28 protein-coding genes and 1 other annotated feature are annotated in these 26,595 nt (G+C 50.2%); of the genes, 14 read left to right on the top strand and 14 right to left on the bottom strand.

What is annotated here, in order from left to right; all coding sequences use genetic code 11:
• Positions 1 to 17 precede the first annotated feature (17 nt).
• The 13 genes from galE (at position 18) to wzzB (ending at position 13,664) form a co-directional block, all read left to right on the top strand.
• Positions 18 to 1,031: a UDP-glucose 4-epimerase GalE gene (gene galE / locus DBY66_RS07470; RefSeq protein WP_039385367.1), complete on the top strand. Its 1,014-nt coding sequence runs from the start codon at positions 18 to 20 to the stop codon at positions 1,029 to 1,031.
• A 429-nt stretch (positions 1,032 to 1,460) separates the two neighbouring features.
• Complete coding sequence (gene rfbB, locus DBY66_RS07465) at positions 1,461 to 2,546, top strand: dTDP-glucose 4,6-dehydratase (protein ID WP_108569536.1); 1,086 nt, start codon at positions 1,461 to 1,463, stop codon at positions 2,544 to 2,546.
• Positions 2,546 to 3,433, top strand: a complete 888-nt coding sequence (gene rfbD, locus DBY66_RS07460; protein WP_108569537.1) for a dTDP-4-dehydrorhamnose reductase — start codon at positions 2,546 to 2,548, stop codon at positions 3,431 to 3,433. The genes rfbB and rfbD overlap by 1 nt, the downstream gene beginning before the upstream one ends.
• Positions 3,434 to 3,479: 46 nt before the next feature.
• Complete coding sequence (gene rfbA, locus DBY66_RS07455; RefSeq protein WP_108569538.1) at positions 3,480 to 4,355, top strand: glucose-1-phosphate thymidylyltransferase RfbA; 876 nt, start codon at positions 3,480 to 3,482, stop codon at positions 4,353 to 4,355.
• A gap of 5 nt (positions 4,356 to 4,360) precedes the next feature.
• Positions 4,361 to 4,918 carry a dTDP-4-dehydrorhamnose 3,5-epimerase gene (gene rfbC, locus DBY66_RS07450; protein ID WP_108569539.1) on the top strand — a complete coding sequence of 186 codons (558 nt, stop codon included), beginning with the start codon at positions 4,361 to 4,363 and terminating at the stop codon, positions 4,916 to 4,918.
• Position 4,919: 1 nt separating this feature from the next.
• Positions 4,920 to 5,957 carry a glycoside hydrolase family 99-like domain-containing protein gene (locus DBY66_RS07445; RefSeq protein WP_108569540.1) on the top strand — a complete coding sequence of 346 codons (1,038 nt, stop codon included), beginning with the start codon at positions 4,920 to 4,922 and terminating at the stop codon, positions 5,955 to 5,957.
• Positions 5,954 to 7,168: a flippase gene (locus tag DBY66_RS07440; protein ID WP_108569541.1), complete on the top strand. Its 1,215-nt coding sequence runs from the start codon at positions 5,954 to 5,956 to the stop codon at positions 7,166 to 7,168. Before DBY66_RS07445 ends, DBY66_RS07440 begins: the two co-directional genes overlap by 4 nt.
• Positions 7,161 to 8,159 (top strand): stealth conserved region 3 domain-containing protein, encoded by a 999-nt coding sequence (locus DBY66_RS07435; RefSeq protein WP_108569542.1) that lies wholly within the window; start codon positions 7,161 to 7,163, stop codon positions 8,157 to 8,159. Before DBY66_RS07440 ends, DBY66_RS07435 begins: the two co-directional genes overlap by 8 nt.
• A 10-nt stretch (positions 8,160 to 8,169) precedes the next feature.
• Positions 8,170 to 9,237, top strand: coding sequence for an EpsG family protein (locus tag DBY66_RS07430; protein WP_108569543.1), 1,068 nt, complete (start codon positions 8,170 to 8,172; stop codon positions 9,235 to 9,237).
• Between the two features lie 3 nt (positions 9,238 to 9,240).
• Complete coding sequence (locus tag DBY66_RS07425; RefSeq protein ID WP_108569544.1) at positions 9,241 to 9,996, top strand: glycosyltransferase family 2 protein; 756 nt, start codon at positions 9,241 to 9,243, stop codon at positions 9,994 to 9,996.
• On the top strand, positions 9,996 to 11,078 hold the full coding sequence (locus DBY66_RS07420) for a glycosyltransferase family 4 protein (protein WP_108569545.1): 1,083 nt from the start codon (positions 9,996 to 9,998) through the stop codon (positions 11,076 to 11,078). Before DBY66_RS07425 ends, DBY66_RS07420 begins: the two co-directional genes overlap by 1 nt.
• Positions 11,079 to 11,178: 100 nt before the next feature.
• Positions 11,179 to 12,588 carry an NADP-dependent phosphogluconate dehydrogenase gene (gndA, locus tag DBY66_RS07415; protein WP_039385340.1) on the top strand — a complete coding sequence of 470 codons (1,410 nt, stop codon included), beginning with the start codon at positions 11,179 to 11,181 and terminating at the stop codon, positions 12,586 to 12,588.
• 68 nt (positions 12,589 to 12,656) lie between these two features.
• Positions 12,657 to 13,664: an LPS O-antigen chain length determinant protein WzzB gene (wzzB, locus tag DBY66_RS07410; protein WP_108569546.1), complete on the top strand. Its 1,008-nt coding sequence runs from the start codon at positions 12,657 to 12,659 to the stop codon at positions 13,662 to 13,664.
• A gap of 39 nt (positions 13,665 to 13,703) precedes the next feature.
• Here the strand turns inward: wzzB and DBY66_RS07405 are convergent, their stop codons facing one another.
• From DBY66_RS07405 to hisL, 13 genes are all read right to left on the bottom strand, one after another.
• Positions 13,704 to 14,819 carry a succinylglutamate desuccinylase/aspartoacylase family protein gene (locus tag DBY66_RS07405; protein ID WP_039385336.1) on the bottom strand — a complete coding sequence of 372 codons (1,116 nt, stop codon included), beginning with the start codon at positions 14,817 to 14,819 and terminating at the stop codon, positions 13,704 to 13,706.
• A 111-nt stretch (positions 14,820 to 14,930) separates the two neighbouring features.
• A complete protein-coding gene (locus tag DBY66_RS07400) occupies positions 14,931 to 15,728 on the bottom strand; it encodes an ABC transporter substrate-binding protein (RefSeq protein ID WP_039385333.1) in 798 nt (265 codons plus the stop codon).
• A 64-nt stretch (positions 15,729 to 15,792) separates the two neighbouring features.
• Entirely contained in the window at positions 15,793 to 16,269 is a 477-nt protein-coding gene (locus DBY66_RS07395) for a YbaK/prolyl-tRNA synthetase associated domain-containing protein (protein WP_039385330.1), read from the bottom strand.
• Positions 16,256 to 16,591: a helix-turn-helix domain-containing protein gene (locus DBY66_RS07390; RefSeq protein WP_039385326.1), complete on the bottom strand. Its 336-nt coding sequence runs from the start codon at positions 16,589 to 16,591 to the stop codon at positions 16,256 to 16,258. The genes DBY66_RS07395 and DBY66_RS07390 overlap by 14 nt, the downstream gene beginning before the upstream one ends.
• A 439-nt stretch (positions 16,592 to 17,030) precedes the next feature.
• Positions 17,031 to 17,642 (bottom strand): bifunctional phosphoribosyl-AMP cyclohydrolase/phosphoribosyl-ATP diphosphatase HisIE, encoded by a 612-nt coding sequence (hisIE, locus tag DBY66_RS07385; RefSeq protein ID WP_071667989.1) that lies wholly within the window; start codon positions 17,640 to 17,642, stop codon positions 17,031 to 17,033.
• Positions 17,636 to 18,412: an imidazole glycerol phosphate synthase subunit HisF gene (gene hisF / locus DBY66_RS07380; protein WP_108569547.1), complete on the bottom strand. Its 777-nt coding sequence runs from the start codon at positions 18,410 to 18,412 to the stop codon at positions 17,636 to 17,638. Before hisF ends, hisIE begins: the two co-directional genes overlap by 7 nt.
• Positions 18,394 to 19,131 carry a 1-(5-phosphoribosyl)-5-[(5-phosphoribosylamino)methylideneamino]imidazole-4-carboxamide isomerase gene (gene hisA / locus DBY66_RS07375; RefSeq protein WP_039385314.1) on the bottom strand — a complete coding sequence of 246 codons (738 nt, stop codon included), beginning with the start codon at positions 19,129 to 19,131 and terminating at the stop codon, positions 18,394 to 18,396. Before hisA ends, hisF begins: the two co-directional genes overlap by 19 nt.
• Positions 19,131 to 19,721 (bottom strand): imidazole glycerol phosphate synthase subunit HisH, encoded by a 591-nt coding sequence (hisH, locus tag DBY66_RS07370; RefSeq protein WP_039385312.1) that lies wholly within the window; start codon positions 19,719 to 19,721, stop codon positions 19,131 to 19,133. The genes hisA and hisH overlap by 1 nt, the downstream gene beginning before the upstream one ends.
• The gene (hisB, locus tag DBY66_RS07365) at positions 19,721 to 20,788 is read right to left on the bottom strand and encodes a bifunctional histidinol-phosphatase/imidazoleglycerol-phosphate dehydratase HisB (RefSeq protein WP_039385309.1); all 1,068 of its coding nucleotides are present in this window, start codon (positions 20,786 to 20,788) and stop codon (positions 19,721 to 19,723) included. The genes hisH and hisB overlap by 1 nt, the downstream gene beginning before the upstream one ends.
• Entirely contained in the window at positions 20,785 to 21,861 is a 1,077-nt protein-coding gene (gene hisC, locus DBY66_RS07360) for a histidinol-phosphate transaminase (protein ID WP_108569548.1), read from the bottom strand. The genes hisB and hisC overlap by 4 nt, the downstream gene beginning before the upstream one ends.
• Positions 21,858 to 23,165: a histidinol dehydrogenase gene (hisD, locus tag DBY66_RS07355; protein ID WP_108569549.1), complete on the bottom strand. Its 1,308-nt coding sequence runs from the start codon at positions 23,163 to 23,165 to the stop codon at positions 21,858 to 21,860. Before hisD ends, hisC begins: the two co-directional genes overlap by 4 nt.
• A gap of 3 nt (positions 23,166 to 23,168) precedes the next feature.
• Complete coding sequence (gene hisG / locus DBY66_RS07350) at positions 23,169 to 24,068, bottom strand: ATP phosphoribosyltransferase (protein ID WP_039385304.1); 900 nt, start codon at positions 24,066 to 24,068, stop codon at positions 23,169 to 23,171.
• Positions 24,069 to 24,123: 55 nt separating this feature from the next.
• Positions 24,124 to 24,245 (bottom strand) — a sequence feature (His leader region).
• Positions 24,221 to 24,268 carry a his operon leader peptide gene (gene hisL / locus DBY66_RS07345; RefSeq protein WP_100396937.1) on the bottom strand — a complete coding sequence of 16 codons (48 nt, stop codon included), beginning with the start codon at positions 24,266 to 24,268 and terminating at the stop codon, positions 24,221 to 24,223. (Overlaps the previous feature by 25 nt.)
• Before the next feature lie 181 nt (positions 24,269 to 24,449).
• Between hisL and DBY66_RS07340 the strand changes: the two genes are divergently transcribed.
• Positions 24,450 to 25,277, top strand: a complete 828-nt coding sequence (locus tag DBY66_RS07340) for an SDR family oxidoreductase (RefSeq protein WP_039385302.1) — start codon at positions 24,450 to 24,452, stop codon at positions 25,275 to 25,277.
• 33 nt (positions 25,278 to 25,310) lie between these two features.
• Here the strand turns inward: DBY66_RS07340 and DBY66_RS07335 are convergent, their stop codons facing one another.
• Positions 25,311 to 26,588 carry an FAD-binding oxidoreductase gene (locus DBY66_RS07335; protein ID WP_108569550.1) on the bottom strand — a complete coding sequence of 426 codons (1,278 nt, stop codon included), beginning with the start codon at positions 26,586 to 26,588 and terminating at the stop codon, positions 25,311 to 25,313.
• Positions 26,589 to 26,595: the final 7 nt, after the last annotated feature.

The raw sequence follows: 26,595 nt of genomic DNA, 5'->3' as shown, positions 1-26,595 counted from the left end.
GTTTCCAAGGAGTAGACATGGCTATTTTGGTAACGGGCGGGGCAGGGTATATCGGATCCCATACGGTACTGGCGCTGCTGGAGCGCGGTGACGACGTGGTAGTTCTGGATAACCTTTGCAATGCATCACGCGAAGCGATTAACCGCGTTGAAAAACTGGCGGGTAAAAAAGCGGTATTCGTTGAAGGCGATATCCGCGACCGCGCCTGCCTGCGCGATCTGTTTGCCAGCCACAGCATCTCTGCTGTGATCCACTTCGCTGCGCTGAAAGCCGTTGGGGAATCCACGCGTAAGCCGCTGGAATACTACGAAAACAACGTAGCCGGCACCGTGGTCCTGCTGGAAGAGATGCGTGACGCGGGCGTCTGGAACTTTATCTTCAGTTCATCAGCCACCGTATATGGTGCTGACGCCCCGGTTCCTTATGTGGAAACCACGCCGATTGGCGGCACCACCAGTCCTTATGGCACCTCCAAGCTGATGACCGAGTTTGTGATGCGCGATTTCGCCAAAGCGGAACCCAAATTCAAAGCCATCGCGCTGCGCTACTTTAATCCGGTAGGCGCGCATGAGTCTGGCGAGATTGGCGAAGACCCGACCGGCATTCCGAACAACCTGCTGCCGTACATTGCGCAGGTGGCGATTGGCCGTCTCGACAAGCTCGGCGTATTCGGTAACGACTATGAGACGCCAGACGGCACTGCACAGCGCGACTATATTCATGTTGTCGATCTGGCAGAAGGGCACCTGAAAGCGCTGGATCACCTCAGCAAGGTTGAGGGCTATAAAGCCTACAACCTCGGCGGTGGCGTTGGCTTCTCCGTGCTGGAGATGATCAAAGCGTTCGAAGCGGCTTCCGGCAAAGCGATCCCGTTTGAGTTCAAACCGCGCCGCGACGGCGACCTGCCCGCCTTCTGGGCAGATGCAACGCTGGCGAACAATGAACTCGACTGGCGCGTCACGCGCGGCATCGACGCGATGATGCGCGATACGTGGAACTGGCAGTCGAAGAATCCGAATGGATTCAGATAACTCTATAAGCCGGTAAGGCATATACAGTTAACAGAGACTTATGAATGGGGTAACTGCGGGTTAAGACCAACTCAGCGGTTATCCCATTTTGCGTTTCATAGATGCTCAAAGCCCGGAGCTGAACTCGGTGCATATTTTTATTAACATGCAGTAAAAAAGCTGTTTAATAAATAGTCTGTTAACGCGTTCTGGCCTAATTTTTATTCAGCCACCTGACAAACTAACTCTTTAACGCTTGTAACTCGTGTATCAACATACGAAAATCGAATCACTATTTTTAAACTGCGCCTTAACAATCGACATTTGTTAAATATGTTCTGTGCTTTTTGCCGGCTGCGCTGAAAGCAAAAGCGTATGAGTATTCTGGTAGCTGTAAGCCAGGGGCGGTAGCGTGGTTTTTTTCAGGATCGGCCAGGAGAGACGACAAGCGTGAAAATATTAGTTACAGGCGGTGCAGGCTTTATTGGTTCTGCCGTAGTGCGTCACATCATTGATGCTACGCAGGATTCTGTCGTCAACGTCGACAAGCTGACCTATGCCGGCAATCTGGAGTCGCTGGTCACCGTGGCAGATTCAGCGCGTTACGCTTTTGAGCAGGCCGATATCTGTGATGCACAGGCAATGGCAGCTATCTTTGCAAAACATCAGCCAGATGCGGTCATGCACCTCGCGGCTGAAAGTCATGTTGACCGCTCAATTACCGGTCCAGCAGCGTTTATCGAAACCAATGTCGTCGGAACTTACACGCTGCTTGAAGCTGCGCGTCAGTACTGGAACGCGCTGAGCGCAGAATGCAAAGCGGCTTTCCGCTTTCACCATATTTCGACTGACGAAGTTTACGGGGATCTGCCGCATCCGGACGAATGGCAACAGGATGCACCGCTGCCGCTGTTTACTGAAACCACTCCGTATGCGCCAAGCAGTCCTTACTCTGCGTCTAAAGCCTCCAGTGACCATCTGGTCCGCGCCTGGCAGCGCACCTATGGCCTGCCAGTACTGGTAACCAACTGCTCAAACAATTACGGCCCTTATCACTTCCCGGAAAAGCTTATTCCGCTGGTTATTCTCAATGCGCTTGAAGGTAAAACGCTCCCGGTATACGGCAAAGGCGATCAGATCCGTGACTGGCTCTATGTAGAAGATCATGCGCGCGCGCTTTACACCGTAGTAACGGCGGGCAAAGTGGGGGAAACCTATAACATCGGTGGTTATAACGAAAAGAAAAATATCGATGTGGTATTGACCATCTGTCAGCTGCTGGATGAGCTGATGCCTAAAGCAGGCTCGTACAGAGATCAGATTAGCTACGTCACCGATCGTCCGGGTCACGACAGGCGCTATGCAATCGATGCCAGTAAGATTACCCGCGAGCTTCACTGGAAACCGGCAGAGACGTTTGAGAGTGGCATCAGGAAAACGGTGGCGTGGTATCTGGCGAACAGCGAGTGGGTTGATAACGTTAAAAGCGGGAACTATCGCGAATGGTTGTCAGAGAACTATAAGGATCGCAACTAATGCACATCCTTCTCTTTGGTAAAACCGGACAGGTAGGCTGGGAGCTGCAACGTGCACTTGCGCCACTGGGAAAAATCACTGCATTAAGCACCCGTTCAACTGAGTGGTGTGGTGATTTGACGCAACCGGAAGAAATTCGCAAAAGCATACAAAACCTGCGTCCCGATATCATTGTCAATGCTGCTGCTTATACTGCAGTTGATAAAGCTGAATCTGAACCCGATCTCGCTGAACTGATCAACAGTATCAGTGTTAAAGTCATGGCTGAAGAAGCGAAAAAGCTTGATGCTATTCTGATTCACTACTCTACTGATTATGTCTATTCAGGAGAAGGGCAGAACCGGTGGCGAGAGAGCGACAAACCTGAACCACGTAATGTATATGGTAAAACAAAACTATCCGGTGAGCAGGCTATAACTGCAGCAGATATACAATACCTGATTTTTCGCACCAGCTGGGTATATGCGTCACGAAGCAATAACTTTATTAAAACGATGTTGCGACTGGGCAGTGAAAAAGAAGCACTCAACATCATCAACGATCAAATTGGAGCACCTACTGGCGCTGCGCTTATTGCTGACATTACGGCTCATGCATTACGCATGATTCAGGCTAATCCGGAACTGAGTGGAATATATAACCTCGCTGCAGCCGGTGAAACGTCCTGGTTTGATTATGCATCATTAATTTTTACAGAGTCAGAAAAATATAGCACCGGGCTTAAAATCAGGAAATTAATTCCCATCAAAACTGCTGAATATATCACTCCGGCAAAACGGCCACTCAATTCTCGCTTAGATTTATCAAGGCTTGAAAAAAGTTTTGGTTTGAATATGCCCCCCTGGCAGGATGGCGTACGCTACGTTATTCAAGAGATTCTTACGTAAGATACGTATTCATTAAACAGATCACATCAATACTCTGAGAAAAAATATGGCTCGTAAAGGTATTATCCTCGCTGGCGGCTCTGGCACGCGTCTGTATCCCGTAACAATGGCCGTGAGTAAACAGTTGTTGCCTGTCTATGACAAGCCTATGATTTACTATCCGCTTACTACACTGATGCTGGCCGATATCAGAGAGATATTGATTATCAGCACCCCGCAGGATACACCGCGCTTTGAACAGCTACTGGGCGATGGCAGTCAATGGGGATTGAAGCTTCAATACAAGGTGCAGGAGAACCCGGATGGTCTTGCACAGGCATTTATCATTGGTGAAGAGTTCATTGGCGATGACAGTTGTGCCTTAGTTCTGGGCGATAACATATTTTACGGACACGACCTTCCAAAAGAGCTAATGAAAGCGGTTGATCAAACTTCAGGAGCAACCGTATTTGCTTACCATGTCAACGACCCGGAACGTTATGGCGTTGTTGAGTTTGATGAGAATGATAAAGCTATTTCTCTTGAAGAAAAACCGAAAACGCCAAAAAGCAATTATGCAGTAACGGGTCTCTATTTTTACGACAACGACGTTGTCAGACTGGCCAGGAGCCTTAAGCCATCACCTCGCGGTGAGCTGGAAATTACAGATATCAATAATCTTTACATGCAACAAGGTAAACTTTCGGTTGCGATGATGGGAAGAGGCTTTGCATGGCTGGACACGGGAACGCATCAGAGTCTGATCGAAGCAAGTAATTTTATCCAGACAATTGAACAGCGACAGGGTTTGAAAGTGGCATGTCCTGAAGAAATTGCATACCGCAGCGGTTTTATAGATAAAAATCAGGTGGAAAAACTTGCTAAGCCATTGTCAAAAAATAGCTATGGGCAATATCTTCTTAAAATGATTAAAAGTGTATAAATAAGATGAATGTAATCAAAACTGAAATTGAAGATGTGCTTATCCTGGAGCCTAAAGTGTTTGGTGACGAACGCGGGTTTTTTATGGAGAGTTTTAATCAAAAAATTTTCAATGAGATTGTAGGTAAAGAAATTAATTTTGTTCAGGATAATCACTCCAGATCTGTTAAAGGCGTTGTCAGAGGATTACATTTCCAGGCGGCCCCTTATGCGCAGGGTAAGCTGGTTAGATGTGTTGCCGGAGAAGTTTTTGATGTTGCTGTGGATATCAGGAAGAACTCCAAAACTTATGGTAAGTGGGTGGGGGTAATGCTTTCTGCTGAAAATAAAAAGCAACTGTGGATACCTGAAGGATTTGCACATGGTTTTCAGGTAATCAGCGAAAGTGCAGAATTTGTTTATAAAGCAACTAATTTTTATAATGCTAATGCAGAGCATGGAATATCCTGGGATGATAGTGATTTAGGGATAAAATGGTTTGAAAACGGAAACGTGATGCTCTCTGCCAAAGATAATGAAAATATGTCATTTGAAAGTTACACAAAAATGGAATTGTGGGGTTAAGATGTCAAATAAAAAAATAATTGCTTATTATCTCCCGCAATTTCACGAAATAAAAGAAAATAATGAATGGTGGGGGCCTGGTTTTACAGAGTGGACGGCGTTAAAAAAAGCTAAGACTTACTTTAAAAACCAGGAGATAAAAAAGCCAGTTGAGCCATTGGGATACTATTCATTGGATAATAGTAAAGTAATGGAGCAACAGTATGAGCTAGCTAGCAAAAGTGGTGTAGAGGCTTTCTGTATCTGGACATACTGGTTTGGAGAAGGGGAAACCATACTTCAGAAGCCATTAGAAAATATATTAAAAGATAGTATTAAAGTTAAATATTGCATAGGATGGGCTAATCATAGTTGGTTTAATAAAACTAAAGGTATTTTGCTGAAAGAGCAAAAATATTTAGGTGAAAAAGATTATCAGGATTTTTTTTCTTATGCGTTACCTCATTTTAAAAATGAGTACTATTTAAAAGATAATAATAGACCTGTTGTTACTATATTTGATCCTCAAAAAATACCTGATCTAAATATTTTTATTGACTGTTGGCAAGAGTTAGCTAAAAAAAATGGATTTGATGGAGTGTATTTTATTGGCGATTTTACAAAAACTGATGATCAACATGCTGAAAAGTTAAACGCTTGCCTTGACTCAAGGGTAATGTATAAAAATAGGAATTTTTTGCAGCGCGTGGTTGAAAAGCTTGTTCGAAAACATCGACTTTCCTTTTTAGGGCCAATTAAATATGATTATAAAAAGATGATAATTCCACTATGGAATCGTACGCCATCTACAGATAAAGAAATACCAATAATTTTTTCTGGTTGGGATACAACCATCCGCCATGGTAAGCTGGGCGTGTTTTATGACAATTTTAATATGGTTACCTTTGAAGAAAATGTGCGAGCGGCAATGATTTTTAATAATAAACAAGAATATGTTTTTTTAAAGTCTTGGAATGAGTGGGCGGAAGGGAATATTGTTGAGCCAGACAGCATAAATGGAGAAGAAGCGCTTAAAATTTTAAGTAAATATCTAAAATGAAAAAGAATTTGTTTTATCTTTTTTTAGTCCAAGGGGTTAATTATTTATTCCCCTTGGTTACGCTTCCATATTTAGTAAGAACGCTAGGTGAAGTTCCATATGGTCATTTGATTTTAGGGCAGGCATTAATCCAGTATTTTATAATTATTACTGATTACGGGTTCAACTTAAGTTCTACTAAGAAAATAGCACAAGCATCAAGCCACGATGAGCTTAGCAAAACATTTACAAATACAATTAATGCAAAACTTGTTCTTTTAAGTTTATGTTTTATTTCATTAATCGTGATAGTAATGTTTGTACCAATGTATCAACATATTAAAACAGTATGCTTTATCCTTTTTCTGGCTGTTGTAGGCAGTGTTTCATTTCCTCTTTATCTATTTCAGGGGATGGAATTAATGCGAGGTATTACCTGGATATCAATTTTGTCAAAAGTGATATCCTTTTTAATGCTAATCTTTGCTGTGAAAGGGCCTGATGATATTGAGTATGCCGCACTAGCTTTTTCTCTGGCATATTTTTCTATGGGCTTAATTAGTCTTTGCATAATAAGTAAAAGAAAGTTGGTAAAATATACAGGTTTTTCTCTCAGGCATAGCTTGATTGAATTAAAGTCAGGGTCGCATATATTTATCTCTCAAATAGCCATTAGCTTTTATACGACTTTTAATGTAATACTGGTCGGGCATTTTTACGATGCGCGCTCAGTAGCGATTTATTCAGCTGCTGACCGGCTTCGGGGTGCAGTTCAGGCTTTATTTATTCCGATTCAGCAAGTTATATTCCCGCGAATAAATAAAGATAGTAAACCCATAGGAGAAAAGCTTAAAAAATATGGCGGGATGTTCATTTTATTTTCCTTTGCTATTTCTCTAGTGGTTTTTTTTGCAGGGAAAGATGTTGCAATTTTATATTTTGGAGAAAGGTTTTCTTATTCTGGTACGCTATTTAAGTGGAGCTCAGTTTTAATTTTCATAGTGTCTGTTTCAATTGTCATCGCGCAATGGGGATTAATTACGGTTGGTAAAGAAAAGAGTTTGCTGAAAATATATTGCCTTGGGGCTGTTTTACATTGCTTATATACTCCTCTCCTTACCATACAGTATGGTCTAATCGGCATGTTGGCATCGGTTATAATAACTGAGTTTATTTTAGTAACGATAATGGCTTACACACTACTTAAATATATCAGAAGGCAATATGAATAATCTGGAAGAAGGAATAGATTTTGTTATCACATGGGTTAATGCTGATGATGAACGATGGCAACATGATTTTAAAAGCTATGTGAATGATAATGAAAGTGCAGATGCTAGAATTTTAAGATACAGAGACAATCAATTACTAAAGTATTGGTTTAGAGGAGTAGAGGAATTTGCTCCTTGGGTAAGGAAAATTCACTTTGTAACGTATGGTCATTTGCCAGAATGGTTAAATAAAAGCCATGAGAAGTTGAATATCGTCAAGCATGAGGATTACATTGATAAAAAGTATCTGCCAACTTTCAATTCGCATGTTATCGAAAACAATCTTCATCTTATTGATGGGTTAAGTGAGCATTTTGTATATTTCAATGACGATTTTTTTATAATTAATAAAATAGAAGAAGATTATTTCTTCGAAAAAGGGCGTCCGAAAGATTGTGCTATACTTAATGCTGTTACTCCCGGTGGTTTATCTCATATTATTTTAAATAACCTAGAAGCAATTAACAAAAATTTTAAAAAAAATCAGGTTTTGAAAAATAACTTCTTTAAATGGATTAATGTTCGTTACGGTGCGAATTTATTAAGAACTTTATGTTTGTTAATGTGGCCAAGTTTTGTTGGTATTAAAGATACCCACCTACCCGCGCCATATGTTAAAAAAACTTTCAAAGAAGTATGGGAAGCTGAAGAAGGATTACTAAAGCGAACAAACGCTTCAAGATTTAGAAGCTTAGGTGATGTAAATCAATATTTATTTAGATATTGGCAATTAGTAAATGGTTCTTTTATAGTTAAAAATACATTGTTAGATTCTGTTTATATGGATATAAGTACTCATAGCCTAGAACAGTTTGAAAAAGCAATCAATAATAAAAAGCTTAAGCTGATAGTGATAAATGATGGTGATGTAAACAACTTTGAATTAATTACTAAAGGTTTGGATTCTGTCTTTTCCAAAAAACTTCCTCATAAATCGAAGTTTGAGAAATAATGGTTGATGAATGTTAGAAACCTACTCTATATATATATTGGTATTGCTTTTCTCAGCAGTTTTTGCTTTTTGCTATCAAAATTCGAAAAGTGAGTTTTCATTTTTTTTTCTCCTTATCATATTTCTCATTTTGTGGGTTCCTGCAGCCGTCAGATATGGTGTCGGTACAGATTATTATAGATACATAAGGATGGTTGAGTCCGTTAGGCTCGGTTATGTAGCGACTGAATACGGTTACTACATAATTAATTTTATCGTAATGTATCTTAATGCTAGCCCACAATGGGTCATGGTAATAACAAGCTTTATAATTTTGTTATTCAGTTTTATGGCAATAAAAAAAGAAAATGCTTTCTTCGCATTTTATATTTTTGTTTGCCTTTTTTACTTGCCTTCAATGTCCTTAATCAGACAGGCAATTGGAGTTGCTATAATAGCTTGGGGAGTAACCCAATATGTAGATGGAAAAAAAACCATATGCTTTTTAACTATTATAATTGCTAGTTTTTTCCATGTTTCTATGTTGCTAATGCTTCCTGTATACCTCGTATCTATAATGGGTATAAGAGTTAGTTTAAAGCTTGCACTTCCTCTTTTAGTATGCTCATTCATACTATCTAATGAAATAATTAATATTTTAAACATACCATTTATACAACAATCTAAATATGGTTTTTATTTAACTAGCTATTTTATAGAAAAGCCTGAACTAGGAAGCGGAGTAGGTGTTTTTATAAAAACTTTCCTGCCAGCATGCTACCTCTTTTTTGCAAAGCGATTGCAAATAAGCTATAAGAAAAATAATATATTAAGTTGGCTAAGTCTGGCTGCAGTCGGAGCTAATTTAATATCAATCAATATACATATTTTTAGTCGCGTTGCTGATGTTTTTATCTTTGTAAGCTTTATGGTGGGACCTTATATTTTATCCGGCTTTAAAAGCAAAGTGATTAAGCAGTCGTTTGTTTTATTTGTAATTATATTATTAACTGCGTTTTATATACGCACTGTTCAGGTAAGTATAAATAACGACGAAGGCGGCATTGGTATCTCCCCTTACCAAACTATATTCCAGTAAAATATGAAAAATGAATTGATTTCAATAGTAATGCCAGCATTTAATGCTGAGAAAACCATAATGGATTCTATACAATCTGTTATTGAACAAAGCTATACTCATTGGGAGCTGTTAATTTGTGATGATTCATCAACTGATAATACGAAAAGTATAGTCAATTCATTTAAAGATTCCAGAATAAAATTAATTGAAAATTCATTTGCTAAGGGAGCTGCCGGCGCAAGAAATTCTTGTCTTGAGAAAACTGCTGGAAGATTTGTTTCTTTTTTAGATAGTGATGACTTATGGCATAAAAATAAACTAAAGCGACAGTTATCTTTTATGATTGCCAGGCAGTGTCATTTTTCTTTTTGCAACTATAATGTTCTCGTTGATGGAAGGGTAAAAGGATGTTTTTTAGCTCCCGCTAAAATTAGCTATAATGATCTGTTAAAAACATGCTCTATTGGATGCTTAACAGTAATGCTGGATAAAAAATTTTTCCAGGAAGTGCTTTTTCCTAATACAGCTAAAGAAGATTATTACTTGTGGCTAAACTTACTACAAAACAAAAAAGTATGTGCTTACAATGTTAATGAAGTGCTCGCTACATACAGAATTTCTGAAAAATCTATTTCTGCTAATAAATTTAAAGAGATATTTCGTCAGTGGAAGGTCTTGTCGAGATTCGAATCAAACTACTTTAAGCGCGTTTATTATTTATGTTGCTACATAGTAAACGGATTGATGAAACAGCGTAAATACAGAGGCAGAAAATAATGAATAAAAAAGTTACACTTTTGATTGCCGATGTTACTTTTATTGGTGGGATTGAACGAGTCAATTCCCTACTCGCAAATAAATTTTCTAAAGATGATTTCGAAGTTAATATAGTTTCTCTGTATAATACTAATAATGTTATAAATTATACTCTCGATGCGGGGGTAAATTTAAGCTTTATAAATAATAAGCCATATTCAGGTAAGCCAAAGAGTCTTACCAGATTTTTTTCTCATATCAAATCATTATTCCGCTTGTATCGTAATATGCTGAAATATAAAGAGGGCGTGTTTATCATTAATACGTTCCCTCTTGCTTTTTTATTATATCCTTTTGCGTTTTTTCGTAATTGCGTTGTCATAGAGCATGTTCATTATTCTTATTATGGGAAAAAGGTGCAACTAATAAGAAATTTTATTTATAGGAAGTTTAAAAAAGTCGTATGTGTTAATAAAAATGACGTGTTATTATTCTCAAAATATCTTGATAATGTTTGCTTTTTACCTAACCCGCTAAGTTTTACCGCAGAAAAATGCACATCTCTTGATGAGAAGAAAATTATTGCTGTTGGAAGATTAGAATATCAAAAAGGTTTTGACCGGCTTATTGATATATTTAGCCAAGCCAATAAAAACGTTGCGGGATGGCAATTGCATATTTATGGGGTTGGCAATTATAAAAATGAGCTTGAAGATAAAATTCAAAGCTATGGCCTTGAAAACGTCAAGCTGATGGGTAGTGTTGATAATCTGGAAAAAATATATCCTGATTATTCTATCTTTGCCTTTAGCTCGAGATTTGAAGGTTTTGGCATGGTCCTCACTGAAGCAATGGAATGTGGTTTACCATGTATATCATTTGATTGCCCCACAGGTCCGGGAGAGATTTTAGAAAATGGTAAGTACGGGGTTTTGATACAAGATAATGATATTAAAGGCTACCAATTAAAATTAGAGCAGTTGATGCAAAGTAAGCCTTTAAGAGTTGAGTATTCTTCATTGTCTAAAATCAGATCGGCTGATTTTAATTTGGATCCAATTTTCGATAAATGGAAGTGTCTGGTTTCAGAAGCTAATAAATAGTAAGTGTATAATTTCTGTGTTCGTATATGATATATTGATTTAGCGTGTATCGAATAGTTTTTAAGAATTAAAACTATTCATTAAGACTTAAGGAGTCAAAATGTCTAAGCAACAGATCGGCGTAGTAGGGATGGCAGTAATGGGCCGTAACCTGGCTCTCAACATCGAAAGCCGTGGTTACACCGTTTCTATCTTCAACCGCTCACGCGAAAAGACCGATGAAGTCATTGCTGAGAATCCGGGTAAGAAACTTGCTCCGTTTTACACCGTAGAAGAGTTTGTTGAGTCGCTGGAAAAACCGCGTCGTATTCTGCTGATGGTGCAGGCGGGTGAAGCGACAGATAAAACTATCGCATCGCTGACGCCACATCTGGATAAAGGCGACATTCTGATTGATGGCGGTAACACCTTCTACAAAGACACCATCCGTCGTAATCAGGAGCTCAGCGAGCAGGGCTTTAACTTCATCGGTACCGGCGTCTCCGGCGGTGAAGAGGGCGCGCTGAAAGGTCCTTCTATCATGCCTGGCGGTCAGAAAGAAGCGTATGAACTGGTTGCTCCTATCTTCGATAAGATTGCTGCCCGTGCAGAAGATGGCGACGCCTGCGTAGCATATATCGGCCCGAACGGCGCTGGTCACTATGTGAAGATGGTGCATAACGGTATCGAATATGGCGATATGCAGCTGATTGCTGAAGCTTATGCGCTGCTGAAAGGTGCGCTGGGTCTGAGCAATGAAGAGCTGGCTGAAACCTTCACCGACTGGAACAACGGCGAGCTGAGCAGCTACCTGATTGACATCACCAAAGATATCTTCACCAAGAAAGATGAAGAGGGTAACTACCTGGTTGATGTGATTCTGGATGAAGCAGCAAACAAAGGCACCGGTAAGTGGACCAGTCAGAGCTCGCTGGATCTGGGTGAGCCGCTGTCGCTGATCACTGAATCTGTATTTGCCCGCTACCTCTCTTCACTGAAAACGCAGCGCGTTGCTGCCTCCAAAGTCCTGAGCGGTCCACAGGCGCAGGCAGTAAGCGGTGATAAAGCGGAGTTCGTTGAGAAAGTGCGTCGCGCACTCTACCTGGGCAAAATTGTCTCCTATGCGCAGGGCTTCTCACAGCTGCGTGCGGCATCAGAGCAGTACAGCTGGGATCTGCAGTATGGTGAAATCGCGAAAATTTTCCGTGCCGGCTGCATCATTCGTGCACAGTTCCTGCAGAAAATTACTGACGCCTATGCTGCCGATGCCAATATCGCCAACCTGCTGTTAGCGCCATACTTCAAAGATATCGCTGACCAGTATCAGCAGGCGCTACGCGATGTAGTGGCTTATGCAGTACAGAACGGCATCCCGACCCCGACCTTCTCCGCAGCTATCGCGTACTATGACAGCTACCGTTCAGCGGTGCTGCCTGCTAACCTGATTCAGGCGCAGCGCGACTACTTTGGTGCGCATACCTACAAGCGTACCGATAAAGAAGGTGTATTCCACACCGAGTGGTTAGAGTAACTATCCTTAACACCTCCCGTCCGGGAGGTGTTTTTTTATGCTGATAATGATTGGCGAGTAATGAATTTATGAATGCAAACAATAAGCCCGGACTGAATAACGATCCGGGCGTTCTGGCTTCAAACAATAATGATGAAATAGATTTGCTCGACATAATTGTCCAGCTGTGGAAAGGCAAATGGATAATTATTGTGACGATGGTAGTGACGATGTTGTTAAGCATTGTCTATTTAAGCGTGGCGAAGGAAAAATGGACGTCTGAGGCCATTGTTACGCAGCCTTCAGCGGGACAGGTTGCCAGCTATAACGCCACGCTGAGCGTGCTTTATGCGCAAAACATCCAGGAAAAACCGTCAGTTACCGATCTGCAAAACCAGCTATTTGGCCGCTTTAGCGCCTCAATGAATGCGCTCGCTGGCGCCCTGGCAAATCAGGAAGAGCCTGAAACATTAAAAATCAACCAGGTGAATAAAGGCAGTAATGATGCGCTGACTATCTCTTTTGTCGCGCAGAGCGCAAAAGAAGCGCAGGCGCAGCTGAAAAAGTATCTTACGACTGTAAATAATGAAGTCGTCAGCGATTATGGTCAGGATCTAAAACATAGCCTGGGCGTAAAAGCCAAAGAGCTGAAAGAAATTCTGGATGCGCACAAGCAGATCGCCATTAACAAAAAACAGCATCGTCTTGATGTGATTAATCAGGCGCTGAAGGTGGCGGAAGCGGCCGGCCTCGCAAAATCACAGCTGAGTCAGGCAGAGTATCTCTCTGATGACACGCTCTATCTGCTGGGCAGTGAACCGTTACGGGCGATGGTAACCAATGAAGCGACCAAGCCGCTCGATTTTGATGATGACTATTACAGTGCCGAGCGCGCGCTGCTCTCTATTACGCACGTCACCATCAAGGCAGACAACCTGCAGTCGTTCCGCTATATCGCTGAAGCTGACCTGCCGATTCGCCGCGACAGTCCGAAAAAGACCCTTACCGTATTGTTAGCCCTGATCCTGGGCGGCGTGCTGGGTTCGGCTATCGTGGTTGGCCGCAGCATCGTCAGCAACTACCGCAGTCGTCACTAAAATAAAAAAACCGGCCCCTGAGCCGGTTTTTTTATGCCGTCACATCACCAGCAGCTCACCGCTGCGTCCCGCACTTTCCCCCGCCAGCCGCACCGCCAGCATTCCGGACGTGACAAATTTGGTCAGGTTTCTGGCGTAGAGCACGCCGCCATACTCAGCAACCAGCGGCGTAATGTGGTCGCTGACCGGATCGATCACTTCTGCCACCACTTCCCCCGGTTTAATCCACTCACCCAGCTTACGCCGGTTCAGCAGCAGGCCGGAGTAGGGCGCATGAATATATTCACAGCCCGCCAGCGGCGTGGGCGGATGGCGCAGGGCAGGAGAGACGCCCGGATCGCCGCTGATATAGCCGCTTTCGGTGAGCGCATTAATGATTGCATCGGCATCTTTTTCCGCCTGTTCCGCAGAGACATCGGCGACGCCGCGCAGCTCCAGCGTCACCGGCAGCAGACCGCGCGGCATCGGGTAGTCATCGCCAAAGCGTTTTGCCAGCGTCAGCCAGGGTTCGCAGCACGCTTCGTCGAACGGCTCACCGCCGGAAATCTGCGCCAGCAGCTGCACCTCACTGCCGAGCCAGCGCGCCAGCGGTTCCACTTCAGACCAGGCGTGAGGCGTTGTATAGAGATGCGGCAGCGCATCCCAGTCGCAGTGCAGGTCGATCATCAGATCGGCCTGACTTGCCATACGCATCAGGGTATAGCGCTGCGACTCCAGCTCGGTTCTGGCTATCTGATCGCGGTAGTAAAGGTCGATGGCATCGCGGATCAGGCGTCTGTTTTCATATTCACTCTGCGTCAAAGACCCCGCCAGTTCAGCGGCCAGCTTCTCACCCAGCGCCGGAAAGCGCCGGTTAAAATCCTGGCCAGAGAGAGTATGAAAACGCCCCAGATGCGTGCCGTGCCAGTGCTGACCCAGCGCCAGCGGATTGGCTACCGGGACCAGCGTGATTTTCGCTTTCAGCTTGCCGGCGGACTCCAGCGCCAGCAGCTTCTGTTTAAGATACCAGGCAACCGCCATACCTGGCAGCTCATCGCCATGCAGGGCGGCCTGAATATAGACGCGCTTTTGCGAGTCGGTACCGAAATGAAAGCTGACTATCTCTCGCTGGGTGCCCAGCGAGGCGCTCAGTAATGGATGATGTTGTTGTTGCATAGGGCGGCCGGTGTCCTGTTTCTGAGGCTGCAGTAGCGCGCATGCCTGTTAAGGTGACTGAACAGAGTATAGTTCCGTTAAAAAAGCGGCGGCAAACGCGCCGCCGGAGATTCACGGCTGGACAGAGATATCTGTCGCGAAGTAGCGCTTCTGGATAGTGTCAAATGTGCCGTTTTTCTTCAGCTCATCAAACGCGCCGTTGAGCGCCGCTTTGAGTTCAGTGTCGCCTTTACGCAGGCCGATAGCGGTGCCAGGGCCAATCAGCGGGTCCTGCACAATCGGGCCGGCCAGCGCAAAATCTTTCCCCTGTGGATGTTTCAGAAAACCGATAGCCGCCTGCGCAGCGTCGGTAAACACCGCGTCCAGACGGCCGGAGATGAGGTCGCTTTCCACCTGAGCCTGGTCGCCATACGGCACCACATTGACGCCGTGCGGCTGCCATTTAGCGCGCGCATAACGCTCCTGCACCGTACCCTGTTCCACGCCCACGCTTTTGCCCTTCAGCGACTCTGCGGTCGGCAGCAGGCCGGAGCCTTTACGCGCTATCAGCTGCACGTGCGTGTCATACATCGGTTCGGTAAAGTCGATCTGCTTCAGGCGCTCTTCGGTCACGCCCATATCGGAGAGGATAGCGTCAAACTTGCGCGCCTTCAGCGCCGGGATCATGCCGTCAAACTGGCTTTCCACCCAGACGCATTTGGCCTGCATCTGCGCGCACAGCGCGTTGCCCAGATCGATATCAAACCCCACCAGCTTGCCCTGCGGGGTTTTGGACTCAAACGGCGGATAGGTCGGATCAACCGCGAAACGCACCTGATCAATCTTTGCCTGCGCGCCAAAAGCGCAGCCAGCCAGCAGCGCCAGCGCTGCGGTATTGCGCAGACGCGCGGTAAAACGGGAGTGTGCCATAAACGGGTTCTTCTGTTGTAAAAGCGGGTATTCCGAGAGTACCCCCCGCGGTGGCGGATGGCAATTAGAGGATTATTTTCATCACGTTACCATTATGCAGCCGCTGGTAATCGTTAATATTCAGCACTACGGATCTCTCCAGCACTCCGGCATTAAACGCGATTTCGCCATAGCGTTCAAACAACAGCGGATCGACTACCAGCCGTAAATCTTCATGAAAGCTAAACGGTGGAATCGCCCCAAATACACAGGCGGTCAGGGCATCCACTTCTGCCGGGGAGGCCAGCGAGGCACGACGTCCACCCACCGCAGCCGCCACTTTACTCAGGTCCGCCTGCCGATCGGCCGGCAGCACCGCCAGTACATATTGCTTGATACCGTTACCTTTGACATGGCACACCAGCGCTTTCGCACCCTGGCCCACCTCTGTACCTCGCAAAGCCGCCACTGCTTCACACTTCCCGTTCGCTGCATGCTCCAGCAGGCGATATTGAGCGCCGTGCTGGTCGAGCAGGGCGATAAGTTTTTCATGGGTGGTCATGGGATGCGCCCTGTTGAGCCAGCAGCGCAATCAGCGTTTGCCGCATGTGAGATTGTTGTGGCAACAAACCCATTTCCAGCCCCAGCGGCCTGAAAGCGCGATTCAGCACATTCAGGGTTACGCTCTCTTTATCCTGTTCGATATCTGACAGGGTACGCCGGCTGATGCCAGCCAGCGCCGCATAGCGATCCTGTGAAAATCCCAGCACCTGTTTGCGGAGTTGCATAAGTAACTTGCCGTGGCTGGCTTTTTCTTCAATCGACTGACGTAATAACGCCAGGAATAACGCTTCACGTTCAAACGGCGTCATGGTTTTCATCATAATTTCCACCCTGCGATGCGCTCATCCAGAAAATTGAAGCCAACGCCGGGCATTTCGAGAATTGACGCAGGCACACCGCGTTGCGCCAGGCGCACCTTAAGACCAGTCAGCTTTTTCGCTAGTATACGTAGCGCCTCCAGTAACCTTTTCTCAGAGACCAGATAGTTCAGACGTTGTGCAATCAGATGCCAGTTGTACTATTGCATAGGTAAAGTCATAAGCCAGTAATGCTTCGCTGCCACGACCAGGCTGGGGGGCTTTAACATTGAGCATGGCAGCATCATGCCAGACTCCGTCAAGGCAAAGTTGTAAGGTCAGCATAACCAGCCCTCTTTGAGCAATATATTGCTCAATATTAGCTGGATTTACTTTTTTTGAGAAGAATGCTGCTCACAATAATTCCTGGTTACTAATTTTGAGCAGCATGTTGCACAATTGGTTACTTATGACGGACGCGCAAATTGTTAACGATCGCGCTTAAATCCAGATCCTGGTCCTGCAGCAGCACCATCAGGTGATAGAGCAGGTCGGAGGCTTCGTTGGTCAGTTCATGACGATCGTTCACCGTGGCCGCCAGCGCGGTCTCCACGCCCTCTTCGCCAACCTTCTGCGCAATACGCTTGGTGCCGCTGGCGTAGAGGCTGGCGGTATAGGAGCTGGCAGGATCGGCATCTTTCCGCGACGCCAGCAGCTGCTCCAGTTGATAGAGGAACGTCCACTCCGGGGCGGCAGGCGAGAAGCAGCTGGAGGTGCCAAGATGGCACGTCGGTCCGATGGGGTTCGCCAGCACCAGCAGCGTATCGTTATCACAGTCTGGCGTAATGCTCACCACTTGCAGAAAGTGGCCGGAGGATTCGCCTTTGGTCCAGAGCCGCTCTTTGGTGCGCGAGAAAAAGGTGACGTTGCCTTCCGCCAGCGTTTTTTCCAGCGCCGCCTCATTCATATAACCGTGCATCAGCACTTCGCCGGAGACGTTGTGCTGCACGATAACGGGCATCATGCCCGCGGTTTTGACCCAGTCCAGGCGGGCCAGTTGGTCTGCTGTTAACACGCGCGAATCTCCACACCGTTGTCGATCAGAAAGTTTTTCAGCTCACTGATATTAATAATCTGCTTATGAAACACCGACGCCGCCAGGGCACCATCAACGTTTGCCTGCGTAAAGGCGTCAAGGAAGTGCGGCATGGTGCCGGCACCGCCGGACGCGATTAGCGGCACGTTGCACACTTCGCGGACCTTCTGCAGCTGAACCAGATCGTAGCCGTTACGTACGCCATCCTGATTCATCATATTCAGCACGATCTCGCCCGCGCCGAGCTTCTGCACTTCCCGCACCCAGTCAAGGGTTTCCCACTGCGTTACCCGGGTACGCGCTTCATCACCGGTATACTGGTTAACGTGATATTTACCGCTCGCCTCATCAAACCAGGTATCGATACCCACTACTATGCACTGCACGCCAAAACGGTCGGCGAGACGGGTGATCAGCGTCGGATCGGCCAGCGCCGGGGAGTTGACAGATATTTTGTCAGCGCCAAACTGCAGAATGCGCGCGGCATCCTCCTCGCTTCTGATGCCGCCCGCGACGCAGAACGGAATGTCGATCACTTCCGCTACGCGGGAGACCCAGCTTTTGTCGACCACGCGGCCATCCGATGAGGCGGTGATGTCATAAAACACCAGCTCGTCGGCCCCTTCCTGCGCGTAGCGCTGCGCCAGCGGCACAATGTCGCCGATGATTTCGTGATTGCGGAACTGCACGCCTTTTACAACCTGTCCGTCACGCACGTCCAGACAGGGGATTATCCGTTTTGCCAGCATGAAATCGCCTCCGCTACCGTAAATTTATCTTCCAGCAGGGCACGACCGACGATCACACCCTGCGCACCGCTGCCGCGCAGCGCGGCGATATCCGCCAGCGAGCCGATGCCGCCGGAACTCTGAAAGGCGATGTCCGGAAAAGCAGCAGACACCTCTTTATACAGCGCTACGTTAGAGCCGCTCAGCGTGCCGTCGCGTGAAATGTCAGTGCAGAGCACATGCTTCAGGCCCACCGGCTGATACCAGCTAATCACCTCTTCCAGCGTAACGCCCGCCGCTTCCTGCCAGCCGCTGATCGCCACTTCTTTACGGTTAGCCGCGTCGATGCGCACATCCAGCGCCAGCACGATGGCGTCGGCACCGAATTCGCTGAACCAGCTTTTCACTTCTTCCGGCTGTTTGACTGCCGTTGAGCCGACCACCACGCGCGTGGCCCCGGCGGCAAGCAGGGCGGCCACATCATCACGCTGGCGAATGCCGCCGCCAACCTGCACCGGTACGCTGACGCCGCGCAGCAGCGTGGTCAGCAGCGGGATCTGGCGCTTAGCCGGATCTTTTGCACCGGTCAAATCCACCAGGTGCAGCACACCGGCGCCCTGGCGTTCATACTCCTGCAGGCGCGGCAGCGGATCGCTGCCGTAGTCGCGCTGCTGACCGTAGTCACCCTGATGCAGGCGCACCACCTTGCCATCAATCAAATCTAACGCGGGGATAATCATTACATCTCCAGAAAGTTTTTCAGCAGCTGCGCGCCCGCTTTGCCGGAGCGCTCGGGGTGAAACTGCACGCCAAAGAAGTTATCTTTCTGCAGTGCGGCGGTAAAAGGCAGGCCGTAGTCACACTGCGCAATCGTGGCGGCGTTAACCGGCATCGCGTAGCTGTGCACAAAGTAGAAGTAGCTGCCATCCGGAATATCGCGGAACAGATGGTGTCCCGCTTTGGCGGTGATCTGATTCCAGCCCATGTGCGGCAGCGGCAGGCCCTGCGTATCCATCAGCGCCACCGGCTCATCAACGATACCCAGCGTGCTGATGCCGCCATTCTCATCGCTGCCGCGTCCCAGCAGCTGCATACCGAGGCAGATCCCCAGCACCGGCTGCGTACAGGCTTTGATCAGATCAATCAGCTCGCGCTCTGCCAGCTGGTTCATCGCCGCCTGTGCGGTGCCGACGCCCGGCAGCAGCAGTTTATCGGCGCGCAGTACCACATCGGCATCGCGGCTCACTTCAGGCGTATAGCCGAGGCGCTCAATCGCCCATCTGACCGACGAGAGGTTGGCGCAGCCGGTGTCGAGAATGACCACGTTCATCACAGCACTCCTTTTGAGCTCGGCAGGGTATTCCCCTCGACGCGGATCGCCTGGCGCAGCGTGCGGCCAAAGGCTTTGAACAAACTCTCCACGCGGTGGTGATCGTTACGGCCTTTGGTTTTCAGGTGCAGCGTGCTCATCATGGCGTAGGAGAGCGAGCGGAAGAAGTGCTCGACCATCTCAGTGCTGAGATCGCCTACGCGCTGGTAGCTGAACTCCGCTTTGTATTCAAGATGCGGCCGGCCGGAGATATCGAGCGCGCAGCGCGCCAGACACTCATCCATCGGCAGCACAAAGCCGAAACGGCCAATGCCGCGCTTGTCGCCCAGCGCCCTGAGCAGCGCTTCGCCCAGCGCCAGGCCGGTATCCTCCACCGTGTGGTGATCGTCAATATAGAGGTCGCCTTTGACGTCGATATTCATGCGAAAGCCGCCGTGTACCGCGATCTGGTCCAGCATGTGGTCAAAAAAGCCGACGCCGGTGTTGATTTTGCTGCCGCCTTCACGGTCGAGCCACACTTCCACTTTGATCTGCGTCTCTTTGGTGTTGCGGTTGACCAGCGCATAGCGGTCGCGTTTGGTGAGCTGCGCCTGAATGGAGGCCCAGCTCTCGCCTTCGGCGCCGTAGCGCAGGCCCTGAATGCCCATGTTTTCCGCCAGCTGCAGATCGGTCTGACGGTCGCCAATCACATAGCTGCTGGTTTTATCCAGCGCGCCCTCTGCCAGCCACGCCTCAACCAGCCGGGTTTTGGGTTTACGGCAGTCGCAGTTATCGGCGGGCAGGTGAGGGCAGATCAGCACATCGCTGAAGTTGATTCCCTGCGAGGTAAAGATCTGCATCATCAGCGTATGCGGCGCATCGAAATCGGCCTGCGGGAAGCTTTCGGTACCCAGACCATCCTGATTGGTGATCATCACCAGCTGGTAGCCCGCTTCCTGCAGCGCCAGCAGCGCGGGGATCACATCTTTCTCCAGCGCCAGCTTATCCAGGCGATCTACCTGAAAGTCAGACGGCGGCTCGGCAATCAGCGTGCCGTCACGGTCAATAAAAAGGATCTTCTGGCTCATGCTTGCTCCACGGAAAAGGCTTGCAGCGCGGCGATCAGGCGCTCGCACTCGGTTCGGGTACCAATTGAGATGCGCAGGCATCCGGCAAGACCGGGATTTTTGTTCTGGTCACGCAGAATAATGCCCCGATCCCACAGCGATTTAAACACGGCTGGCGAGTCGGTGAAGCGCGCGAGAATGTAGTTGGTCTCGCTCGGAAACACCTGCTCCACCACGGGCAGCTGCGGAAGCTGTTCATACAGCCATGCGCGGTTCGCGTTGAGTTCAGCGACATGCTGACGCATCAGCGCAATGCCCGCCTCGCTCAGCGCCTGCGCCGCAACGTCAGCGACCGGCGTGGCCAGCGGATAAGGTGCGATCACCTTCATCAGCAGATCGATAACCGGCTTGTTAGCCAGGGTGAAACCGCAGCGCAGACCCGCCAGCGCGAACGCCTTTGAGAGCGTGCGCAGGATCACCAGATGCGGATACGCCTGCAGCCACGCCGCAAGCGTTGCGGCCGGGCAGAACTCAATATACGCCTCGTCTGCTACCACCAGCGCTTTACCGGCGGTCATGTCCAGCAGCGCCCGGATATCATCCTGATTGATCAGGTTACCGGTCGGATTGTTCGGGCTGCAGAGGTAAACCACTTTTACGCCATCGAGCTTACCGGCAATGGCCGGCAGGTTAAGCTGCCAGTTGTCCAGCGCCGGCACGGTACGGTACTCAATACCGATGGTTTCGGCGCTGACGCTGTACATACCATATGTCGGCGGACAGAACAGAATGGCATCTTTGCCCGGCTCGCAGAACGCGCGCATCAGCAACTCGATGCCCTCATCAGCGCCGCGGCTGACCAGAACCTGCTCCGGGGTTAAACCGGCGTAGGCGGCATAGCGCTCAATCACCAGCCGCGGCTGGCACTCCGGATAGCGATTCAGCGTCTGCTGTGACAGCTCAAACGGCACCGGCAGCGGAAATTCGTTAGCGTTCAGCCAGACATCTCCGTTGCCACCCAGGCGACGCGCTGACTGGTAGGGCGTCAGGGCGCGGACGTTAGCACGCGCTAACGTTTCAATTTCAGTGCTCATGCTTGCTCCTTCAGGGCGGCAACGCGCAGGGTAACGGCGTTTTTGTGCGCATCAAGCTGCTCGGCGGCGGCCAGGGTTTCAATGGTGGCGGCCAGGTTCATAAAGCCCTGCGGCGTCAGTTCCTGCACCGTCATCCGCTTCTGGAAATCTGCCAGTCCGAGGCTGGAACTGGTGGCGGTATAGCCATAGGTTGGCAGGACGTGGTTAGTGCCCGAGGCGTAGTCACCGGCAGATTCCGGTGACCAGTCGCCGAGAAATACCGAACCGGCACTGGTGATAGCATCGACCAGATCGCGCGGCTGGCGCGTCTGAATGATCAGGTGCTCCGGACCATACTGGTTTGAAATCGCCACGCACTGCGCCAGATCCTGCGCCACGATCAGGCGGCTGCTCGCCAGCGCCTGACGCGCGGTGGCGGCGCGCGGCAGTGCGGCCAGCTGCGCCTCAACGGCCTGTGCCACCTCTTCGGCCAGCCTCTGCGACGGCGTCAGCAGGATCACCTGAGAGTCAGGACCGTGTTCCGCCTGCGACAGCAGGTCAGAGGCGACAAACGCGGGCGTCGCCCCTTCATCAGCGATCACCAGTACTTCAGAGGGGCCGGCAGGCATATCGATAGCCGCGCCGTCGAGCCGCTGGCTGACCTGACGCTTCGCTTCCGTCACCCAGGCGTTGCCCGGGCCAAAGATTTTGTCCACTTTCGGCACCGATTCGGTGCCGAAAGCCAGAGCAGCAATCGCCTGCGCGCCGCCGACCTGAAACACCTCCTGCACGCCGCACAGCTGTGCGGCATAGAGAATTTCATCGGCAACCGGTGGCGGCGAGCAGAGCACTACGCGGCCGCAGCCAGCGATGCGCGCCGGCGTTGCCAGCATCAGCACGGTGGAAAAGAGCGGCGCAGAGCCGCCCGGAATATAGAGGCCTACCGACTGCACCGGCCGCGTAATCTGCTGACAGCGCACGCCGGGCTGCGTTTCGACATCCACCGTGGCCAGAATCTGGGCGTTGTGGAAGGTCTCAATATTGCGCACGGCAACCGCCATCGCCTGTTTAAGCTCGTCGCTCAGGCGTGCGCTGGCGGCCTGCATCTCTGCCGCAGAGACGCGCAGCTGGCTGACCTGCGCCTTATCAAACTGCGCGCTGAAGTCGCGCAGTGCCGCGTCGCCGCGCGATTTCACTTCCGCCAGCACGTTCTGCACGGTGGCGCTGACGGTGGCAGAAGCGGCAATGGCCGGACGCTGCAGCAGCGCCTGCTGCTGTGCGGCGTCGCACTGCTGCCAGCTGATTGGGGTCATCAGGGTGCTCATCGGTTACTCCAGCATTTTTTCAATCGGCAGCACCAGGATCGAGCTGGCGCCCAGCGCTTTCAGTTTTTCCATGGTTTCCCAGAACAGCGTCTCGCTGCTGACCATGTGCATCGCCACGCGGCTCACTTCGCCCGCCAGCGGCAGCACGGTAGGGCGCTCGGCGCCAGGCAGCAGGGCGATAACCTCTTCCAGCCGCTCGCTCGGCGCGTGCAGCATGATATATTTTGATTCGCGCGCTTTGATCACGCCCTGGATGCGCGTCATCATGGTGTCGACCAGCGCCTGCTTGGCAGCCGGCAGCTCGCCGTCGCGCTGGATCAGTACCGCTTTGGAGCGGTAGATCACCTCGACCTCACGCAGGCCGTTGGCCTCCAGCGTGGCGCCGGTAGAGACCAGATCGCAGATCGCATCAGCCAGGCCTGCGCGCGGCGCGACTTCTACTGAACCATTCAGCAGGCAGGATTTAAACGGGATACCCTGTTTGTCGAGATACTGTTTCAGCAGATGTGGATAGGAGGTGGCGATACGGGCGTTGTTCAGGCACTGCGGACCGGTGTAGTCGGCATCTACCGGCATCGCCAGCGACAGGCGGCAGCCGCCGAAATCCAGACGACGCAGCGTAAAGTAGCGCGGATCCTCACCCTGTGAGCGGCGGGTCAGCAGCTCCTCTTCCAGCACGTTCTCACCGACAATGCCGAGATCGACCACGCCATCCATCACCAGACCGGGAATATCGTCATCGCGCACGCGCAGGATATCGATAGGCATGTTCTCCGCAAACGCAATCAGACGCTGCTGCTGAAGGTTGATTTTGATGCCGCAGCGCGCCAGCAGTTCGCGTGATTCATCACTTAAACGGCCAGATTTCTGCATAGCTATGCGTAAACGGGTGTTATCTAACATGGTTCCTGTCCTCTTATTTGATCCTGTCTGAACGTGTTACGTTTGCGTTCGCCCATAAAAAAAACCCCCGGAAGATGATCTTCCGGGGGCTCTCTTTGCGCTCGCACCACTGGAAGATCCTGAACGTCTCCCAGCACACATCGCCTGAAAGACTAGTCAGGGTGATGGTGGTGATGATGGTTGAACTGAACGCGTGTCATAATAAATTCCGTTGCTGAATGAGTATTCATTTGCGTGCTGATTAACCTAGCGAAGATGGCGCGGCTTGGCAACCCTTTTTTAACGTCAGTTTACGGAACCTTCCGCAACACTTTGCGCTGGTTTGCCGGGCGGCGCCGCTCTAAGATGAGATAACGATGGCGCGCAACAGCAGGAGCAGAGATGAAACGAGTCGCGATTACGGGTCTGGGCTGGCTGGGGATGCCGCTGGCAATGGCGCTGACGGCGCGGGGCTGGGAAGTGACCGGCACAAAAACCACGCCGGATGGCGTTGAAGCCGCGCGGCGCTGCGGCATTGAGGCGTATCAGCTGAAACTGACGCCGGAAATTGAGTGTGATGCTGACGAACTTGAGGCGCTGATGCAGGTGGATGCGCTGGTGGTTACGCTGCCGGCCAGCCGCACCGTGCAGGGGGCTGACGCCTATATGCAGGCGGTACAAAACGTGGTGGACACGGCGCTGGCAAGCCGGGTGCCGCGCATTATTTTCACCAGCTCCACCTCGGTCTACGGCGCAGGTGAGGGGATCATGAAAGAGCAGAGCGCGCTCCAGCCGGAGACAGTCGCCGGCAAAACACTGGTCGAGCTGGAGCACTGGCTGCACGGCCTGCCGGGCACCAGCGTGGATATTCTGCGGCTCGCCGGTCTGGTGGGGCCGGATCGCCATCCTGGTCGCTTTCTGGCCGGGAAAACCGGGCTGGAACAGGGCAGTCACGGCGTGAACCTGGTGCATCTGGATGATGTGGTAGAGGCGATTATGCTGCTGCTGCAGCGGCCAAAAGGCGGGCACACCTACAACCTCTGCGCGCCGCATCATCCGTCGCGGGATACGTTTTATCCTGACGTGACAAAGAAGCTGGGCCTGGTGCCGCCCACGTTCAGTGCGCAGTCCGGCCGCCCGACCGGCAAACTGATTGATGGCACAAAAATCTGCGATGAGCTCGGCTTTGAGTATCGCTACCCCGATCCGGCACGCATGCCGCTGGCATAAACCCGGCGGGAGATCTGCGTCTCCCGCTGCGGCTCAGACGCCCAGCCGATCGCGCAGCGCATACCATACGGCGCCCATTGCCGTCAGAGGAACTTTAAACCGGCGTCCGCCAGGGAATGGCAGATGCGGCAGCCGGGCAAAGGCATCAAACCGCTCCGCCTGACCGCGCAGCACCTCGGCAATCAGCCTGCCGGCGAGATGCGTGCAGGTTACGCCATGGCCGCTGTCGCCCTGCATAAAATAGGCGTTCCGCTCCAGCTGACCAAACTGCGGCATCCGCGACAGCGTCAGCAGAAAATTACCGCTCCAGCGGTGGCTGATTTTGATATTGCGCAGCTGCGGAAATGTGCGCTGCAGCTTGGGCAGGATCAGAGCGTCAATGTCAGCTGGTTCGCGCGCGCCATATACCACGCCTCCGCCATACAGCAGACGGTTATCCGCGGTAAGACGAAAGTAATCGAGCAGATAGTTACAATCTTCCACGCAGTAGTTGTTAGGCAGCAGCCCGAGCGCCTGGTCGCGGCTCAGCGGTTCAGTGGTCACAATCTGCGAGCCGCACGGCATGCTTTTGCGGCTCAGGCGCGGCTCCAGCTGCGCCGGCAGATAGGCGTTGCCGGCAAAGATCACAAAGGTAGCATGCACCTCCCCGTGCGCGGTGGTAATGCGGTGCGGTGCGCCGTAGTGCACGGCGAGGGCGGCGGAGTGTTCATAAATACGCCCGCCGTGGCGGCGGATCGCCTCCGCTTCTCCCAGCGCCAGGTTCAGCGGATGCAGATGCGCACCGCGCTTATCCAGCAGACCGCCGACATAGCGATCGGTAGCGATTTCCCGCCGGATGCCGCGCTCATCCAGCAGCTCCAGGCTCTGATTGCCGTAGCGCGCCCAGCTCGCCTGCTGACGATGCAGGTGGCCCATCTGCCGCGGGTTGAGGGCAGCGAAAATACCGCCCGGCCGGTAGTCGCAGCTGATGGCGTAGCGATCGATACGGTCGCGGATAATATCGGCACCCTCAAACATCATGCTGCCGAGCATCGCGGCGGTATCTTTACCGTAGCGCTGCTCGATCACATCCACGTCGCGGCTATAGGAATTAACCACCTGACCGCCGTTACGTCCGCTGGCACCAAAGCCGATGGTGGCCGCCTCCAGCACGACCACGTCGTAGCCCGCTTCGGTCAGAAACAGCGCCGAGGAGAGACCGGTAAAGCCGCCGCCGATAATACAGACGTCGCACTGAATACTCTCCTGCAGCGCAGGCCAGGGGGCGTGCGGATTAGCGCTGGCTGCGTAATAGCTCTCCACATGGTGCATCACATCC

The sequence above is a fragment of the Pantoea sp. RIT413 genome, from assembly GCF_003057675.2.
Classification (GTDB): Bacteria; Pseudomonadota; Gammaproteobacteria; order Enterobacterales; family Enterobacteriaceae; genus Pantoea; species Pantoea eucrina.
This window is presented reverse-complemented; position numbering and strand designations above follow the sequence as displayed.